Raw genomic sequence first — 16,896 nt, 5'->3', positions numbered from 1 at the left:
TGCAGAGCCGGGGGCGCGGGCCTGCGCGCCCCCGGCATCGGCGGGCTCAGGCGGAGGCGACCGGCTCCAGCCGCACCGCGCAGGCCTTGAACTCCGGCATCCGGGAGACCGGGTCCAGCGCCGGGTTGGTGTGGATGTTGGCACTGCCCTCGCCCGCCCAGTGGAAGGGCATGAAGACGGTGTCGGGCCTGATCGCGGTGGTCAGCCGGGCGGGGGTGACGGTCCGTCCGCGCCGGCTGACCACCGCGACCTGGTCCCCGTCCCGCACGCCCAGCCGGTCGGCGAGCAGCGGGTGCAGCTCGACGTACGGGCCCGGGGCGGCGGCGTTCAGGGCGTCGACCCGGCGGGTCTGCGCGCCGGACTGGTACTGGGCCAGCACCCGGCCGGTGGTGAGCCGGACGGGGTACCGGGCGTCCGGCTCCTCGGCGGCGGGCCGGTGCTGGACGGGGGTGAAGCGGGCCCGCCCGTCCGGGTGGGCGAAGCGCTCCAGGAAGAGCCGGGGGGTGCCCGGGTGCTCCGGCGACGAGCAGGGCCAGAACACGCCGTCCTCGGCCGCGATCCGCTCGTAGCTGATGCCCGCGTAGTCGGCCGGGCCGCCCGCCGAGGCGCGGCGCAGCTCGTCGAAGGCCTTCTCCGGGTCGGTCGGGAACCCCTCGCCGTGGCCGAGCCGGGCCGCCAGCGCGTGCAGCACCTCCAGGTCGGTGCGCACGCCCGCCGGCGCGTCGACGGCCTTGCGGCGCAGGATGACCCGCCCCTCCAGGTTGGTCATCGTCCCGGTCTCCTCGGCCCACTGGGCGACCGGCAGGACGACGTCGGCCAGCTCGGCGGTCTCGGACAGCACCACGTCGCTGACGACCAGGAAGTCGAGCGAGCGCAGCCGCTCGGTGACGTGCCCGGCGTGCGGGGCCGAGACCACCGGGTTGGAACCGGTCAGCAGCAGCGCCCTGACCTCCCCGCCGAGCGAGTCCAGCAGCTCGTACGCGCTGCGCCCGGGGCCGGGCAGCGAGTCGGGGTCGACGCCCCAGACGGCGGCGACGTGGGCGCGGGCGGCCGGGTCGTCCAGCTTGCGGTAGCCGGGCAGCTGGTCCGCCTTCTGGCCGTGCTCGCGCCCGCCCTGGCCGTTGCCCTGACCGGTGAGGCAGCCGTAGCCGGCGTTGGGGCGGCCCGCGTTGCCGGTGGCCAGGCAGAGGTTGATCCAGGCGCTCACCGTGTCGGTGCCCTTGGCCTGCTGCTCCGGGCCGCGCGCGGTGAGCACCATCGCGCTGTCCGCGTCGCAGAACAGCCGGGCGGCCTCGCGCAGCTGCGGCAGCGGTACGCCGGTCACCGCCTCCACGTGCTCGGGCCAGTGCGCCATCGCGGCGGCCCTGGTCTCCGCCCAGCCGGTGGTGCGTCCGGCGATGAAGTCCTCGTCGGTGCGGCCGTCCGCGACCACCAGGTGCAGCAGGCCGAGCGCGAGGGCCAGGTCGGTGCCGGGGCGCGGGGCGAGGTGCAGGTCGGCGAGTTCGGCGGTGCGGGTGCGGCGCGGGTCGACGACGACCAGGGTGCCGCCGTTCTCCCGCAGTTCGCGCAGGTAGCGGACGAACGGCGGCATGGTCTCCGCCGGGTTGCTGCCGACCAGGATCACGCAGCCGGCCCCCGGGATGTCGGCGACCGGGAACGGCAGGCCGCGGTCCAGGCCGAAGGCCCTGGTCCCGGCGGCCGCGGCCGAGGACATGCAGAACCGGCCGTTGTAGTCGATCGCCGAGGTGCGCAGCGCCACCCGGGCGAACTTGCCGAGCAGATAGGCCTTCTCGTTGGTCAGCCCGCCGCCGCCGAACACCCCGACGGCGTCCCGCCCGTACGCCGCGGCGGTGCCGGTCAGCCGGTCGGCGACCAGGTCGAGGGCCTCGTCCCAGCCGGCCGGCCGCAGCTCGCCGTCGCGGCGGACCAGCGGCGTGCTGAGCCGGGCGCCGGGGGCCAGCACGGCGGCGGCGTTGGACCCCTTGCCGCACAGCGCGCCCCGGTTGACGGGGAAGCCGGGCCGCTCGACCACCGAGACGGGAACGGCGCCCCCGGTGCGGCGCAGCCCCATGCCGCACTGGAGGGCGCAGTACGGGCAGTGCGTGTCGGTGGTGGCGACGGTGTTGCTCATGCCGTCACCCTGCTACGGCGCTGTTTCGCCGCCACGACCCGCGCGTTACGGCTTCCGCACACCGGGCTCACCCCGGTGGGCCCCGGCTGTGAGGGCGGGGAAACCAGTCGTGACCGCCGGGCAACGGCAGGGAAACAGCGAGCGGCCACGCTGGAAGCATGACGCCGCCCACCTGGACCTCCAGCTCCTCCGACCTCCTCGCCGAGATCTCGCAGCAGTTCACCGCCAGGCCGGCCGCGACGTCGTCCGGCCGCCCGGCCGTCCGGCCGCCGCTGGTCCTGCACTCGGCCCGCCGCCCGGCCCTGGTGCTGGTCGCGCACGGTTCGCGCGATCCGGCGGCCCTCGCCGAGATCCGCCGGCTGCTCGCGCTGCTGCGGGACGCCCGCCCCGAACTCGACGTCCGGCTGGCCCACCTCGGGCTGAACGCGCCGCTGCTGCCGGACGTGCTGGCGGAGCTGGCCGGCCCGGTGGTCCTGGTCCCGCTGCTGCTCGGCCGGGGTTACCACGTCAAGGTCGACCTGCCGGCCCTGATGGCGGCCGCGCCGCAGGTCAACGGCACGATCACGGCCCCGCTCGGGCCGGACGGGCTGCTCACCGAAGTGCTGTACGAGCGGCTGGTGGAGGCCGGCTGGACCGATCCCGCGACCGTCCGCGAGCGGCACCGGCACGGCCGTGACGCCGTCGTGCTGGCCGCCTCGGGCTCGCGCGACCCGGACGCGGCGGCCGACACCGAGGCGCAGGCCCGGCTGCTGGCCCGGCGGCTGCACGTGCCGGTGGTGCCCGGCTACGTCGCGGCCGGCTCGCCGAGCGTGGCCGAGGCGGTGGCCCGGCTGTCGGCGCGCGGCTACCGCCGGATCGCGGTGGCGGGGTACTTCACCGCCCCGGGGGACTTCGCCCGGCTGGCCGCGGCGGCGGGGGACTGGCTGACCAGCGCGCCGCTGGGCGCGCACGAGCTGATGGCCCGTCTGGTGCTGGCCCGCTACGAGCACTCCCGGCTCCGGACGGCGGCCTGAGCCGCGACGGCGGCCGGACGCCCCGCCCGGCGCTCGCGGGCGCCCGGCCGCGGGCCGCGCCCCCGTCCGGGGTTCGCGCCCTGTTGTGCGCTCGGTCACGCGCGGCACCCCCCGGCTGTCGGACGGGCGGCGTACCGTGACTGCCATATGGACGACACCGCGCACCGCACCGCCACCCCGGACCTGACCCCGTCGCACCGGCCGGACCCGTACGACGGGGCCGCCGAGGCCCGCTGGGTGCCCGAGCCGGACAAACGCCCCGGCCGTACGGCGTTCCAGCGCGACCGCGCCCGCGTCCTGCACTCGGCCGCCCTGCGCCGGCTGGCGGGCACGACCCAGGTGGTCGCCCCGATGCGCAGCGACTTCCCCCGCACCCGGCTGACCCACTCGCTGGAGTGCGCCCAGGTCGGCCGCGAGCTGGGCGCGGCCCTCGGCTGCGACCCCGACCTGGTGGAGACGGGCTGCCTGGCGCACGACATCGGCCACCCGCCGTTCGGCCACACCGGCGAGGAGGCGCTCGACCAGGCCGCCGAGTCCTGCGGCGGCTTCGAGGGCAACGCCCAGTCGCTGCGGATCCTGACCCGCCTGGAGCCCAAGCGCTTCGCCCCCCTGGACGAGGCGCCGGCCCGGCTCGCGCCCTGGCCGGGCCGCAGCGTCGGCCTCAACCTCAGCCGCGCCGCGCTGGACGCCGCCACCAAGTACCCGTGGACCCGCGGCGCCCACCCCACCGACCCGGGCTCCACCAAGTACGGCGTCTACGCGGACGACCTGCCGGTGTTCCGCTGGCTGCGGGCCGGCTCCCCGCCCGACCGCAAGTGCTTCGAGGCCACCGTCATGGACTGGTCCGACGACGTCGCCTACTCCACCCACGACGTCGAGGACGGCCTGCAGGCCGGCCACATCGACCCGGAGGCCCTGCGCTCCCCGGCCGAGCGCGCCGAACTGTTCAAGGTCGCCGAGCGCTACGCCCCGGACGCCCCGCCCGAGGAGCTCTCGGAGGCGCTGGACCGCCTGCACGCCCAGCCCTGGTGGCCCGCCGCCTACGACGGCTCGGCCCGCGCCCGGGCCGGCCTCAAGGACCTCACCAGCCAGCTGATCGGCCGGTTCTGCCTGGCCGCCGAGCAGGCCACCCGGGCCCGCTACGGCCCCGGCCGGCTGACCAGGTACGCGGCCGAGCTGGTGGTCCCGCGCGAGGTGCGGCTGGAGTGTGCGGTGCTGAAGGCCGTCGCCGTCCGGTACGTGATGCAGCGCGACGAGCAGGAGCAGCTCCGCTCGCGCCAGCGGATCGTGATCGCCGAGCTGGCCGAGGCGCTGACCCGGCGGGCCCCGGAGGGCCTGGACGTGGTCTTCGCCGCCCGCTACGAGGAGGCCGAGGACGACTGCGCGGCCCTGCGCGCGGTGATCGACCAGATCGCCACCCTGACCGACGCCTCGGCGCTGGCCCTGCACGCCCGGCTGGTCGGCCCGGCGGCCCGGACCTGAGCGCCCGGGGACGGGCCGCCGGGGACGTAGACTTCCACAGTGGCCGGGCGGATCAGGGATGAAGATGTACAGGCGGTGCGCAGCGCGCTGCCCATCGACGTGGTGGTCGGCGAGTACGTCCAGCTGACCAACGGCGGCGGGGGCGAGTACAAGGGCGTCTGCCCGTTCCACGACGAGAAGTCCGCGTCGTTCTACGTCAACCCGTCCAAGGGCGTCTTCCACTGCTTCGGCTGCCAGGAGAACGGCGACACCATCGCCTTCCTGATGAAGATCGAGCACTTCACCTTCGCCGAGGCCGTCGAGCGGATGGCCGCCCAGGCCAACATCACCCTGCGTTACGAGGAGGGCGGGTACAACCCCCGCCACCAGCAGGGCGAGCGGACCAGGCTGGTCGAGGCGCACAAGGTGGCCGCGGCGTTCTTCCGGGAGCAGCTGCAGTCGCCGGAGGCCGAGATCGGCCGGCGGTTCCTGGCCGAGCGCGGCTTCGACGAGGAGGCGGCCCAGCACTTCGGCGTCGGCTACGCGCCGGCCGGCTGGGAGCACCTGGTGCGCTTCCTGCGCGGCAAGGGCTTCAGCGACAAGGAGGTCCTGCTCGGCGGCCTGGCCTCGCAGGGCCAGCGCGGCGGCCTGATCGACCGCTTCCGCGGCCGGCTGGTCTGGCCGATCCGGGACATGGGCGGCGAGGTGATCGGCTTCGGCGCCCGCCGGCTGCGCGAGGACGACAACGGCCCGAAGTACCTCAACACCCCCGAGACGCCGATCTACAAGAAGTCCAACGTGCTGTACGGCATCGACCTGGCGAAGAAGGAGATCGCCAAGTCGGGCCGGGCGGTGGTGGTCGAGGGCTACACCGACGTGATGGCCTGTCACCTGGCCGGGGTGACCACGGCGGTGGCGACCTGCGGCACCGCCTTCGCCGAGGACCACATCAAGATCATCCGCCGGCTGCTGATGGACACCTCCCAGTACCGGGGCGAGACGGTCTTCACCTTCGACGGCGACGCGGCCGGCCAGAAGGCCGCCCTGCGCGCCTTCGAGGACGACCAGAAGTTCGCCGCCCGCACCTCCATCGCGGTCAGCCCGGGCGGCATGGACCCGTGCGACCTGCGGCTGGCCCAGGGCGACGAGGCGGTCCGGACGCTGATCGACAACCCCGTCCCGCTCTTCGAGTTCGCGCTGCGCTCGGCCGTCGCCCGCCACCGGGTGGAGACCGCCGAGGGCCGGTCCGCCGCGCTGCTGGAGGCGGCGCCGATCGTCGCCAAGATCAAGGACCGCTCGATCCAGCACGAGTACGCCGTCCAGCTGGCCGGCATGCTGGGCATCCTCGACGAGCAGTTCGTGGTCCGCCGGGTCGGCCAGCTGGCCCGCTGGGACCGCGACAACAAGCAGCAGAACCAGCGCGGCGGCAACCAGCAGCAGGCCCGCCGGCCGGAGGCGCAGGCCCAGCCGGTGCAGCCGGCCCGCCCGGTGTTCCGGCTCAACCCGCGCGACCCGGCCCAGTTCGTCGAGCGCGAGCTGCTCAAGCTGGCCCTGCAGTACCCGGCGCTGGTCAGCCCGGCCTTCGACAACTACGGCGAGGACGAGTTCCCCACCCCGCCGTACACCGCCGTGCGCCGCGCGATCGGCCAGGCCGGCGGCGCCGCGTACGGGGCCGCCCTGCCCGACTTCACCAAGACCGTCCGGGAGACCGCGCCGGACGACCAGGTGCGCTCGCTGGTCACCGAGCTGACCGTCGAGCCGGTCCGCACCCGGCGCAAGCCCGACGAGATCTACGCCGGCGAGTTCCTGGTCAAGCTGCGGCTGCAGGCGGTGGAGCGGCGGGTGGCCGAGGTCCGGGCCCAGCTCCAGCGGCTGGGCAACCGGGCCGCCCCCGAGGAGCTGCACGCGGTGCAGACCGAGCTGTGGCAGCTCCAGCAGTACGGCCAGCAGCTGCGCAGCCGGGGCGCCGCCGCGCTCTAGGCGCGCCCCGGGCGGCGCACGGCGGACCGCCGGCGGCGATCGGCGTCCGCGGGCGCCCGCCGGGGCCGGCGGCAGAAAGTCCGCGCACGAGTCTCGGCCGGAGTGTGTGGTGTACCCCACACTGGAGGACGTCCCAACTCCGTTCAGCGCGGGTCCGCCAGAGTCGCGCACGGCCCCGAGGGGATGCCCGTGGAGCCCGCCGCGACAGTCCGCCCTACGCCGAACCGGACCTCCGACACCACCGACGCCGCCGGCCTCCCGGGCCCGCCCCGCCCGCAGCGGGACGCCTCGGCCCCGGACGGCACGGCCCAGGACGGCCCGGGCCCGCGCTTACCCGGCCCGCAGCTGCCCCGTGCCCGGCCCGGCGCCACCGGCGAGCCACCCGGAGGCCGGCCGGGTGCGGAACTCCCTGAGGAGCCGCCCGAGCCGTCCGACGAGCTGCCGGACGAGCCTGAGGCACTGCCCGGGGAGCTCGCCGGCGAGCCGGCCGGCGACCCCGGCTCCCGGCCGGGCCGGGCCGCCCCCGCGGCCTCGCTGGACGCCGCCGCCGGCCCCGCCGCGGACCTGTTCCGCCAGTACCTGCGCGAGATCGGGCGGGTCCGGCTGCTGACCGCGGCGGAGGAGGTCGAACTCGCCCGCCAGGTCGAGGCCGGCCTGTTCGCCGAGGAGCGGCTCGGCCGCACCCCGGGTCCGGACGACCGCCTCGCCGACGAGCTCGACCGCCTGGTGGTGCTCGGCCGGATCGCCAAGCGCCGGCTGATCGAGGCCAACCTGCGCCTGGTGGTCTCGGTGGCCAAGCGCTACATCGGACGCGGCCTGACCATGCTCGACCTGGTCCAGGAGGGGAACGTCGGCCTGATCCGGGCGGTCGAGAAGTTCGACTACACCCGGGGCTACAAGTTCTCCACCTACGCGACCTGGTGGATCCGGCAGGCGATGAGCCGGGCCCTCGCGGACCAGGCCCGCACCATCCGGGTCCCGGTGCACGTGGTCGAGCTGATCAACCGGGTGGTGCGGATCCAGCGCGGACTGCTCCAGGAGCGCGGTGTCGAGCCCACCCCGGCCGACATCGCCGCCGTCCTGGAGCTGCCGGAGACCCGGATCCGGGAGGTGCTGCGCCTGGCCCAGGAGCCGATCTCGCTGCACACCCCGGTCGGCGAGGAGGACGACGTGGCCCTCGGCGACCTGATCGAGGACGCCGACGCGGCCTCACCCGTCGAGTCGGCCTCGTTCCTGCTGCTGCGCCGGCACCTGGAGGCCGTGCTGGCCACCCTCGGCGAACGCGAACGGCAGGTGGTGCAGTTGCGGTACGGCCTGGACGACGGCCGCCCGCGCACCCTGGAGGAGATCGGGCACCTCTTCGGGGTCACCCGGGAGCGGATCCGCCAGATCGAGTCGAAGACCCTCGGCAAACTGCGCGACCACGCCTTCGCCGAGCAGCTCCGCGGGTACCTGGACTGATGTCCGGGGGCGCTGCCCGGACGCGCCGGGGCTCAGCCCCAGATGCTGTTGTTGGCGAGCGGCCGGGCGGCCCCGGCGAGGCCGGTGCCCAGTGCGGAGGTGGCGGCGGACGCGGCCGGGCCGCGCGCTCCGGCGGGGCCGGCGGCGGCCGGGCGGGGCAGGAGGGACGGGAGGCAGCTGCGGTCGGGCAGCGAGCCGACGGACATGAGGGACTCCGTGGAGATCGGCCGCGCGGACGCCGGGCCCGGTGGGCCCGACGGAAGGCGGGGGCGCCTTCCCTGCGGTGATCACCATGCTCCGGCCCGGCCCGCCGCCTGGTCCAGATCCACGGCGTCCCCATCCGTACCTCGCCGTCCCAGAGGCTCTGACCTGCAGGGACGTCGCGGAGTTGGGACGGTGCCGGCGGAGTCCGGGACAGCGGCGGCGGGTCCTACGGCGCGGCCGGAGCCTTCACGTGGTCGGTGCAGGCGCGGGTGACGCCGTCCGGCAGGGTGGCGCAGACCCAGGCGGACTTGTCGGCGGTCAGCTCCACCATCGGCGAGTAGGCGTCGTTGCCCCACTTCACGGCGTACGGGGAGGTGGTCCCGTCCGAGTTCTCCGCCGAGACGATGGCGTTCGGCGCCGCGTAGGTGATCCGGCCCCAGGCCGCCGAGCAGGCCTTGCTGTAGCGCAGCTCCATGACGATGTCCTGGTTCTTGCCCAGGACGAGGGTCTGGCCGTCCTGGCTGCAGCCCATCGCGCCCGGGTCCTTGCCGCTGCAGCCGGCCGCGCTGCAGCCGATCGGACGCGGCGTCGCGGAGGCGGAGGCGGACCCGCCGGGCGCGGGTGCGGCCGCGACGGTACTGGTACCGGTGGCGGTGGCGCTGACGGCGGCCCCGGCGGCGGTCTGGTCCGGGTGGCCGCCGTCCCGGGTGAGCCCGAGGACCAGGGCGGCGGCCAGGACGGCCGCGAGTGCCCCGGCGGCCACCGCCCGGCGGGCCGACCACCAGCCGGTGCGCCCGGCCGGTGCGGGCGCCGCGTCCTCGCCGTCGGTGCCCTCCGGGCCGGCCGCGTCGGTACCGGCCGCGGTACCGGCCGCGTCGGCCGCCGCCCGCTCCCGGTCGGCGAGGTCCCACAGGTCGAGCAGCGGGGCCACCTCGTGGCCGAAGGCGGCGTCCAGGCTCTCCACGGCCCCGCGCGGCGGGAACTGCTTGCCGTTGACCCAGCGCTCCCACGAGGACTTCGCGTAGTGCGTACGCTCGCCGATCCTGGCGTAGCTGAGCCCCGAGGCGTCCTTGAAGGCCAGCAGCTCCAGGCGCAGCCGCTCGGCGGCGTCGGGTCCGGCGTCGGCTCCGGCGCCGGAGGCGCCGTGCGGGGGCGTGGTGAGTGCGTCCTCGGTGGTCATCGTCATGCCGTTCGCCTGGTGGTGACCGGGTCCGGCTGAGTACGGGACGGTGCCACGCGCCTGGACGGCCCCCTCCTCAAGGCCCGGCGGGTTGGTGGTCCTGAGAGTCCGTCGGGCAGCATAGCGCGCGCCGCCGACGCCCAGGGCGGGCGGCGGCCCGGCGAGGGCCCGGACCGCCGCCCGACGGTGGCTCAGTGGTGGCAGGCCGTCCCGGCCGGGACCCCGAGGTCCTTCAACGGGCGCGGCCGGCTCCTGAGTTCCGGCAGCGGCCGGGTCAGGCCGGCGAGCAGCGGTCAGCCAGGTCGCGGGAGAAGCCCTTGCGGCGGACGCCCGCAGCACCGCGGGGCCGGTCCCGTCCGCCGGGAAGCCGCAGGCGGGCACCCGCCGGCCCCGCTCGCGCAGCCGGCGCGGGACGTTGAAGACGCCGAACGGTCACGTCGCCGGTGGTGGTGAAGGCGAAGACCGGCAGAACGGGCTGACCGTCAGCCTCCGGCCGTCGTCGGCTCCTTCGGGCAGCGCCGCGGGGGATCCGCCCTCCGCTCCGACGGCCGTGTCCTGCTCCCGGCCTTCACCGGTGGCCGGTTGACGCATTCCCGTCGCCACCGGCGCCCGGCACCGGACGGTCTCAGGAGGCGGTCTCCGGGTGGATCTGCTCCCGGGCCGCCGCGTACTGCCGGCGGACCGCCGACCCGACCGGCAGGTCCCGCTCCTGGTCGGGGACGGTGGTGACGGCCCCCTCCGGCAGCTCCCAGCGCGGCGGCTCGGCGCCGCCGGCCAGGGCCCAGGCGGCCTGCCGGGCGGCGCCGCGCGCCGCGTGGTCGCCGGGCGCGGGGACGACGACGGGGACGCCGAACAGCTGCGGGGCGATCTGCCGCACGGCGGGCAGCCGCCCGGCGGTGCCGAGCAGGAACACCCGGCGGACCTCCACGCCCTTGGCCCGCAGCACGTCCAGCGCGTCGGCGATGTTGCAGAGCATGCCCTCGACGGCGGCCCTGGCCAGGTGGTGGGGCGCCATCGACTCGGCGCGCAGCCCGGTCAGGGTGCCCGCCGCGTGCGGCAGGCTGGGCGTGCGCTCACCGTCCAGGTAGGGCAGCAGCACCAGCCCGTAGGAGCCGGGGGAGGACTGCAGGGCCAGCTCGCTGAGCCCCTCCAGGTCGGTGCCGAGCATCCCGGCGGTGGCGCGCAGCACCTGGGCGGCGTTCAGGGTGGCGGCCATCGGCAGGTGGCGGCCGGTCGCGTCGGCGAAGGAGGAGATGACGCCGGAGGCGTCCACCACGGCCCGGTCGTGCACCGCGAAGATGGTGCCGTTGCCGCCGATCGACACCACCGCGTCGCCGGGGCCGAGGCCCAGGCCCAGGGCGGCGGCCATGTTGTCGCCGGTGCCGGCCGAGATCAGCAGGCCCTCGGGGGTGTGCCCGGCGGGCTCGGCCGGGGCGAGGACCTCGGGCAGCCGCAGTTCGTGGCCGAGGGCCAGCTTCACCAGGTCCTGCCGGTACTCGCCGGTGACCGGCGACCAGTAGCCGGTGCCGGAGGCGTCGCCGCGGTCGGTGGTGCGGCGCTGCGGGTGGCCGAGGAGCTGCCAGACCAGCCAGTCGTGCGGCAGCAGCACCTCGGCGATCCGCCGGGCCGAGGCCGGTTCGAACTCGGCCAGCCAGCGCAGCTTGGCGATGGTGTAGCTGGCGGTCGGGACGGCGCCGATGGCCTGGGTCCAGGCGGCGGGGCCGCCGAGGGCGTCCACCAGGGCCGCCGCGGCGCCGGCCGAGCGCGGGTCGTTCCACAGGATGGCGGGGCGGACCAGCACGCCGCCCGCGTCCAGGCCGATCATGCCGTGCTGCTGGGCGCAGACGCCGATCGCCCGGACGCTCTCCAGCAGGCCTCCCGCGGCGGCCTCCCCCAGCGAGTGCAGCCAGGACTGCGGGTCCGTCCCGGCCCGGGCGTCGTCGCCCTCGGGGGCCGGGTGCGGGGCCTTGCCGGAGCGCAGCACGGCGCCGGTCTCGGCGTCGCACGCCACGATCTTGGTGCGGTTGGTCGAACTGTCTATCCCCGCGACGATGGCCATGTCGAGATCATGCCTCAGCGGGCGCCCCGGCGCGGCCGGGCGGCACAAGTGTTGCCCACTCGGTACCGGTCGGTAGCGGCCCGGTCGCACGGTGGTTCGGCGGTCCGTCCGCCCTCGTACAACGGTCCGCCCTCGCGGTCCGGTCCGGGGCCGGCGGCCGGCGCGGTGGCGCCGCTCACCGGTCCGGCGGCCGCGGGGGCGGGCAGGAGCGGCCCGTTCACGGGCGGAAGGTTCCCCAGCTGTCGTCCGCCGGCACCGGCTCGCGGTTGAAGTACGGCACCCGCTCGGTCAGCGAGTTCGGCAGCTTGTCGCCGACCTTGTCCGCCACGGCGCCGGCCGCCTTGCCGGCCGCCGCGCCCGCCTGCTGCTTGGCCTTGCCGGCGGCACTCTGCACCCGGGGGTTCTGCGCGACCTTCCTGGTGGCCTTGGCGATCTGCTCGTACCGCTGCCGCCCCGCGCGTGAGCCGAGGACGTACCCGGCCGCGGCCCCCACGATGAAACTCAGCTTCCACATGCTCGGTCTCCACCCTTCCTCGCGGACTGTGCCGCATTGCCCTACCCGCCGTTCGCGGCGGCGAACCGTCCGTGCCCCCAGCATCCCCGGGCGGCAGGCCGGGCGCGCGCCGGGCGCGCCGGGCGGGGGGTCGGGGGCGGTGGCGGGAAAGCGATTGGCGGACCACCCCCCTGAGTGCGCTAATGTATGTCCCGCAGCGAGCGCCGAGGGCCCGGGAGACCGGAAGCCCGGAGCGGTAGCCGATCCCCCATAGCTCAATTGGCAGAGCAGCCGACTGTTAATCGGCAGGTTATTGGTTCGAGTCCAATTGGGGGAGCCACAGGGAGCCGGGCCCACGGGCCCGGCCGACCTGCTGTGCCGTACCTCGGTACGCGCAATCCCGCATAGCTCAATTGGCAGAGCAGCCGGCTGTTAACCGGCAGGTTTTTGGTTCGAGTCCAAATGCGGGAGCTTCATCGGGTTCGTCCCCGGTGAGTGCTCAGAGCGAAGGCCCCCCGATCAACCGGGGGGCCTTCGTGTTTCCCGGCCCGGCCCGGTCCGCTCGCGGGCCCGCCGAGGGGCCGGCCCGGCGGAACGGTCCCGGAGGAGCCGGCCCGCCCGGTGCCTGCGGCCGGCCGTCCTCAGCCGGCCGCCGCCCGGCGGTAGAGCTGGGTGACCCGCTCGTCGAAGGTGACGCTGTACGAGACCCGGGGAGTGTCCCCGCCCTCCTGGTATCCGCCGATCACGCCCACCACCGCGCCGGCACCGGTGATCCAGGGACTGCCACTGGTGCCCTCCGTGTAGCCGTCGCAGTCGAAGCGCTCCTGGGTGGGGCTCTGCGAGGCCGTCCGGGTGGAGCAGGTGATCGGCTCCTCGCCGCCGTTCGGGTAGCCGGTCACCGAGACGGCCAGCCCGAAGCCGCTCTCGCCGCCGAGGCTGTTGCCGCCGACCACGTCCTCGATCTGGCGGCCGCCGGACGGCTTCACCGTGACGAAGGCCACGTCGTACTCGGGGTCGGCCTCCTCGCTCCAGCGCGGATCGACCGTCACCGCGTCCAGCGCCCAGCTCCCGTAGGGGGACGTCCCGTTGCGGTAGCCGGGGGTGAACACCAGGCCCTCCTGCGGACCGTAGTCCTCCGGCACCACGCAGTGCGCGGCGGTGACCAGCAGGTTGTGCCGGGGGCTGCGCACCACGCTGGCGGTGCAGGCACGGGGCCCCTGGGCGGTGCCGAGGGAGAGGGTGCCGATGCGGTCCCCGGCGGCGTCCCGGGGGGCGGTCCGGGCCGCCGGGGGCGCCTCGACGGTGGAGCTGCAGGCGGTGGCGGCGATCAGCAGGGCGGCTGCGGGGGGCAGCAGCCGGGCGCGTACGGGCCGGGCCGGGCCGAGTGCCATCAGGACTCCGCCTCTCGTCCTCGCGTCCGGCGGCCGCGTGTCGGGGGTACGGGCGTCGCGCCGGGGGCCGGCGGTGCGGCGCGCCGGGCCGCCGTCGTCCGGCACCCCGTACCGGGAAGATCTACCAGTCCGGGCGGGGGCGGCGCCAGCGCCCGGCCCGGTCACCCGGTGGCCCGGTCGTACAGCGCCTGCACGTCGTCGCCGAAGTAGCTGCTGTACGAGGTGTCGGCGGTGTTGCCGCCCCGCTGGTAGCCGCCTATCACCCCGACCACCGTGCCGGTCCTGGTGGCCGGGTCGAAGTCGGTCACCCAGGGGCTCCCGCTGGTGCCGCCGGTGTAGTCCGGGCAGTCGATCCGCAACTGGGTCGGGCTCTGTTCCTCCGAGGTGTTGCTGCAGGTGATGGGCAGGTCGCTGCTGCTCGGGTAGCCCGTCACCTTGACCGGCAGCCGGTGGTCCCGGTCGACGCCCAGCAGGTTGGCGCCGAGCACCTGCTGCACCTGCCGGCCGTTCTGCGGGGCGACCACGGCGAACGCCACGTCGATGTCGGGGTCGCCGGACTCCTGCCAGCGCGGGTCGACCGTCACCGACAGCAGCGGCCAGACGCCGTTCGGGGTCTCGCCGGCCCGGTAGCCGGGGACGAACACCAGGTCGCCGCGCGGGCCCAGGTGCGGGTCGTCCACGCAGTGGGCGGCGGTGACGATCAGGTTGAGGCCGGCACTGTCGACGACGCTCGCGGTGCAGAAGTGGTCGCCGGCGGCCGAGTGCGTGAAGACCGCGCCCACCAGGCTGTTCAGCACGGTGGGCGCGGCCGTGCGGGTCGTCCCGGGGTGCTCGGCGACGGCGGCCAGGATCCGGTCCTTGCTCCAGCCGTGCACCGCGTCGGTGCCGCCGGCGCCCGGCGTCCGGGTGCCCGGCGCCGGAGCCCCCGAAGTCGCACCCCCCGGCGCCGGGCCGCCGGACCTCGTGGCGGCGGTCGGGCCGGCCGGGGAGACGCACCCCGCGCAGGCCAGGGCGAGCGTCAGGGCGCAGGCGCCGGCCGCCAGCTCACGTATCGTCATCCACCGCACCCGGCACCCTCCGCGCCGCGCCGGACCGTGGACCGGGCCGGCTCGTGGGCTCCCAGGATCCGGCCGCCGGGCCGGCCCGGCCACCGGGAATCGCCCGGACGGGGAGGGCGCCGGGCCCGCGTACCCATGTGCGCCCCCGGCGCGCATCACGGGTGATCGACCGGCTATGCTGCCCGGGACGGCCTTCCGGGGCCGTCTGCTGCTGCCGCGACCGGCTCACCGGGCGCGCACGGCGAACCGGGGCGGTAGCTCAGCCGGTTAGAGCAGGGGACTCATAATCCCTTGGTCGTGGGTTCGAGTCCCACCCGCCCCACCGTCGAAATGTCCCGGCCCGCCGCGAATCCGCCGCGCCGGCCTGCCACAACGGCCGACTGTCCTGGAGGAACTCTAGGGCAGGGCCGCCCCCCTCCAGGCGCGGACATGCCGAGGTTCACCCGTCCGGGACGCCCGCTCCGGAAACGTATTGACGGACCGCAACGTAGTGACGGACCGCAACGTAGTGACGAACCGTCCGGCGCGCCCGCGCGTTGCCGGCTCCGGGGGTGCCACGAGGTCGCGGCCGGTTCCTTCGCCGCCGGCCCCGCCCGTTGCGGGCTCCCGGGCCGCCGCCGACGTGGCCTCGCAAGGTACCGGCCACCGCCCGCCGGGGCGCCCGGCGCGCCCGTCCGTACGCCGCCCGGGTCCCTCGCCCGCCCCGGCGCCCCGTCCACCGCGCATAGTTGGGGTATGGACTCCAGCTTCGCCGAGGTGGTGCGACAGTCTCCGGTCTCCCCGGCCCCGCTCAGCGGCGGGCTGCCCCGGCGGGCGGTGCTGCTCGGGGGCGCGGGGGCGCTCCTGGGCGCGGCCGGCTGCGCCGGGGGAGGGGCGGCCGGCCACTCGCCGGCCCCTGGTACGCCGGCCCCAGACGGCACCGGACCGGGAGCCGCCGGGTCCCCGCCGGCCGGTTCCCCGCCCGCCGCCTCCCCGCCGACCGCGAGCGGCACACCCGCCGCACTTCCGGCGGTCACGCCCTGGGTGCCCGGCCCGGGCGAGGTGGACCCCGACGTGAAGCTGCGGGCCGTGCAGCTGGTCGAGGCGCTGGGCAACTGGCCGGCCGGCGGGCAGGGCGTCGCCGCGGCCGGCGCCCGGGCCGCCGCGCTCGGGCTCGACCCGGGCCTGGCAGGCCAGGCCGGCCCGCTGCTCCCGGCGGCCGACCGGGCCGCCCTGCAGGTGCTGTACGCCCAGTACGGCGGACTGCTGGGCGACAGCGCCAGCGTCATGGTGGTGTGCCGGCAGTGGACGGCCGCGGCCGACGGCACCGTCGCCGAGGGCGGCACCACGGTCGACGTCCGGCTCGGCCGGGCGCAGCCGCGCTGGACGGTGACCGAACTGCACCCCGCCGACCCGGGCCCGCCGTCGGCCACCCTCTCCGCCGCCGCCCGCGCGGTGCTGACCGACACCCGGATCCTGCTGCCGCCGGCCGCGCTGGCGGACGTCACCGGCGGCGCCGTCCACGACAGCGTGCTGCGGGCGATGCTCACGCTGGCGCGGACGTACACCTTCCAGGTGACCGTGCTGCGCTCCGGGCACCCGCTGGACGTCTTCGGCACCGACCGGCCCAGCGACCATCCGCAGGGGCGCGGTGTGGACGTCTGGCAGATCGACGGGCACACCGTCGCCGACCCGGCGACCGACCACGCCCTGGTCGACGGCTTCATGCGGGCCGCCGCCGCGGCGGGCTCCTACAACGTCGGCGGGCCGCGGCAGCTGAGCGGCGGCGTGACGGTCAACCAGTTCTTCTCCGACGACACCCACCACGACCACGTGCACGCCGGGTTCACCGACTGAGGACGGCGGCCGCCGGCCTGTGAGAGAGTGCGGCGCGAGAAGAAGGATCATCCGACCGCGGAGAACCGGGGGCAGTTCGTGGAGATGCCGGTGGAGCTGGAGGCGGCGCGCACCGCCCTGGTACTGGTCGACCTGATGGACCGGATCGTCGCACTGCCCCTCCGGCCGAGGAGCGGCGACCGGGTGCTGGAGACCTCGCTCGCCCTCGCCGGGCGGTTCCGGGCGGCCGGGGCGGCGGTGGCCGCGATCCGGGTGGAGCGGCCGGGCGTCGCGGAGCAGCCGCCGGGCAGCGGGCTGGCGGCGGGGGTCGCCGAGGCGGCCGACCTGGTGCTGGTCAAGCGGACCGTCGGCGGCTTCCACGGCACCGGCCTGGACGGGTGGCTGCGGGAGCGTGGTGCGGACACCCTGGTGTTCGCGGGCATCGCGACCAACCTGGGAGTGGAGTCGACCGCCCGGGCGGCCGCCGACCACGGCTACGAGCTGGTGTTCGCCGAGGACGCGATGACCGCCCTGACGGAGGAGGAGCACCGCGCGGCGGTGACCCTGAACCTGCCCCGGTTCGGCGCGGTGGTGCCCTCGGACGGCATCCGCCTCGGCTGAACCCCGGGCCCGGCCGGGCTGACCCTGGG

13 protein-coding genes and 3 tRNA genes are annotated in these 16,896 nt (G+C 76.1%); 9 read left to right on the top strand and 7 right to left on the bottom strand.

Translation table 11 applies throughout. The annotated features are described in order from the left end of the window. Window positions 1-46: 46 nt before the first annotated feature. On the bottom strand, window positions 47-2,131 hold the full coding sequence (locus tag IE329_RS06970; RefSeq protein WP_190209937.1) for a molybdopterin oxidoreductase family protein: 2,085 nt from the start codon (window positions 2,129-2,131) through the stop codon (window positions 47-49). 158 nt (window positions 2,132-2,289) lie between these two features. On the opposite strand from IE329_RS06970, the gene IE329_RS06965 reads away from it, so the two are divergent. The 4 genes from IE329_RS06965 (at window position 2,290) to IE329_RS06950 (ending at window position 8,046) form a co-directional block, all read left to right on the top strand. Then, a complete protein-coding gene (locus tag IE329_RS06965; RefSeq protein ID WP_190209936.1) occupies window positions 2,290-3,144 on the top strand; it encodes a sirohydrochlorin chelatase in 855 nt (284 codons plus the stop codon). Window positions 3,145-3,291: 147 nt separating this feature from the next. Beyond that, window positions 3,292-4,626, top strand: a complete 1,335-nt coding sequence (locus IE329_RS06960; RefSeq protein ID WP_190209935.1) for a deoxyguanosinetriphosphate triphosphohydrolase — start codon at window positions 3,292-3,294, stop codon at window positions 4,624-4,626. Between the two features lie 39 nt (window positions 4,627-4,665). Continuing rightward, window positions 4,666-6,585, top strand: a complete 1,920-nt coding sequence (gene dnaG / locus IE329_RS06955) for a DNA primase (protein WP_190209934.1) — start codon at window positions 4,666-4,668, stop codon at window positions 6,583-6,585. A 183-nt stretch (window positions 6,586-6,768) separates the two neighbouring features. Then, window positions 6,769-8,046 (top strand): RNA polymerase sigma factor, encoded by a 1,278-nt coding sequence (locus IE329_RS06950; RefSeq protein WP_229927233.1) that lies wholly within the window; start codon window positions 6,769-6,771, stop codon window positions 8,044-8,046. 32 nt (window positions 8,047-8,078) lie between these two features. On the opposite strand, the gene IE329_RS06945 is transcribed toward IE329_RS06950, so the two are convergent. From IE329_RS06945 to IE329_RS06930, 4 genes are all read right to left on the bottom strand, one after another. Beyond that, window positions 8,079-8,252: a hypothetical protein gene (locus IE329_RS06945; RefSeq protein ID WP_190209933.1), complete on the bottom strand. Its 174-nt coding sequence runs from the start codon at window positions 8,250-8,252 to the stop codon at window positions 8,079-8,081. Window positions 8,253-8,476: 224 nt separating this feature from the next. Then, on the bottom strand, window positions 8,477-9,436 hold the full coding sequence (locus IE329_RS06940; protein WP_190209932.1) for a DUF2690 domain-containing protein: 960 nt from the start codon (window positions 9,434-9,436) through the stop codon (window positions 8,477-8,479). Between the two features lie 619 nt (window positions 9,437-10,055). Continuing rightward, a complete protein-coding gene (locus IE329_RS06935) occupies window positions 10,056-11,489 on the bottom strand; it encodes an FGGY family carbohydrate kinase (RefSeq protein WP_190209931.1) in 1,434 nt (477 codons plus the stop codon). Window positions 11,490-11,706: 217 nt separating this feature from the next. Beyond that, window positions 11,707-12,003, bottom strand: coding sequence for a hypothetical protein (locus IE329_RS06930; protein ID WP_190209930.1), 297 nt, complete (start codon window positions 12,001-12,003; stop codon window positions 11,707-11,709). A gap of 243 nt (window positions 12,004-12,246) precedes the next feature. Here IE329_RS06930 and IE329_RS06925 point away from each other — a divergent pair. Together IE329_RS06925 and IE329_RS06920 are read left to right on the top strand one after the other, a co-directional pair. Next, window positions 12,247-12,322 (top strand) — tRNA-Asn (locus IE329_RS06925). Between the two features lie 58 nt (window positions 12,323-12,380). Continuing rightward, window positions 12,381-12,453 (top strand) — tRNA-Asn (locus IE329_RS06920). A 170-nt stretch (window positions 12,454-12,623) separates the two neighbouring features. Here the strand turns inward: IE329_RS06920 and IE329_RS06915 are convergent. Continuing rightward, entirely contained in the window at window positions 12,624-13,373 is a 750-nt protein-coding gene (locus tag IE329_RS06915; protein ID WP_190209929.1) for a trypsin-like serine peptidase, read from the bottom strand. 161 nt (window positions 13,374-13,534) lie between these two features. After that, window positions 13,535-14,431, bottom strand: a complete 897-nt coding sequence (locus tag IE329_RS06910) for a trypsin-like serine peptidase (protein ID WP_190209928.1) — start codon at window positions 14,429-14,431, stop codon at window positions 13,535-13,537. Window positions 14,432-14,679: 248 nt separating this feature from the next. On the opposite strand from IE329_RS06910, the gene IE329_RS06905 reads away from it, so the two are divergent. The 3 genes from IE329_RS06905 (at window position 14,680) to IE329_RS06895 (ending at window position 16,867) form a co-directional block, all read left to right on the top strand. Then, window positions 14,680-14,753: transfer RNA gene (locus IE329_RS06905), tRNA-Ile, on the top strand. Between the two features lie 413 nt (window positions 14,754-15,166). Next, complete coding sequence (locus tag IE329_RS06900; RefSeq protein ID WP_229927232.1) at window positions 15,167-16,267, top strand: hypothetical protein; 1,101 nt, start codon at window positions 15,167-15,169, stop codon at window positions 16,265-16,267. Window positions 16,268-16,351: 84 nt separating this feature from the next. Continuing rightward, window positions 16,352-16,867 (top strand): isochorismatase family protein, encoded by a 516-nt coding sequence (locus tag IE329_RS06895; protein ID WP_190210089.1) that lies wholly within the window; start codon window positions 16,352-16,354, stop codon window positions 16,865-16,867. Window positions 16,868-16,896 lie beyond the last annotated feature (29 nt).

The sequence above is a fragment of the Kitasatospora indigofera genome (assembly GCF_014655955.1).
GTDB lineage: Bacteria > Actinomycetota > Actinomycetes > Streptomycetales > Streptomycetaceae > Kitasatospora > Kitasatospora indigofera.
The sequence above is the reverse complement of the archived record's forward strand: the minus strand, read 5'-3'. Positions and strand labels throughout refer to the sequence as shown.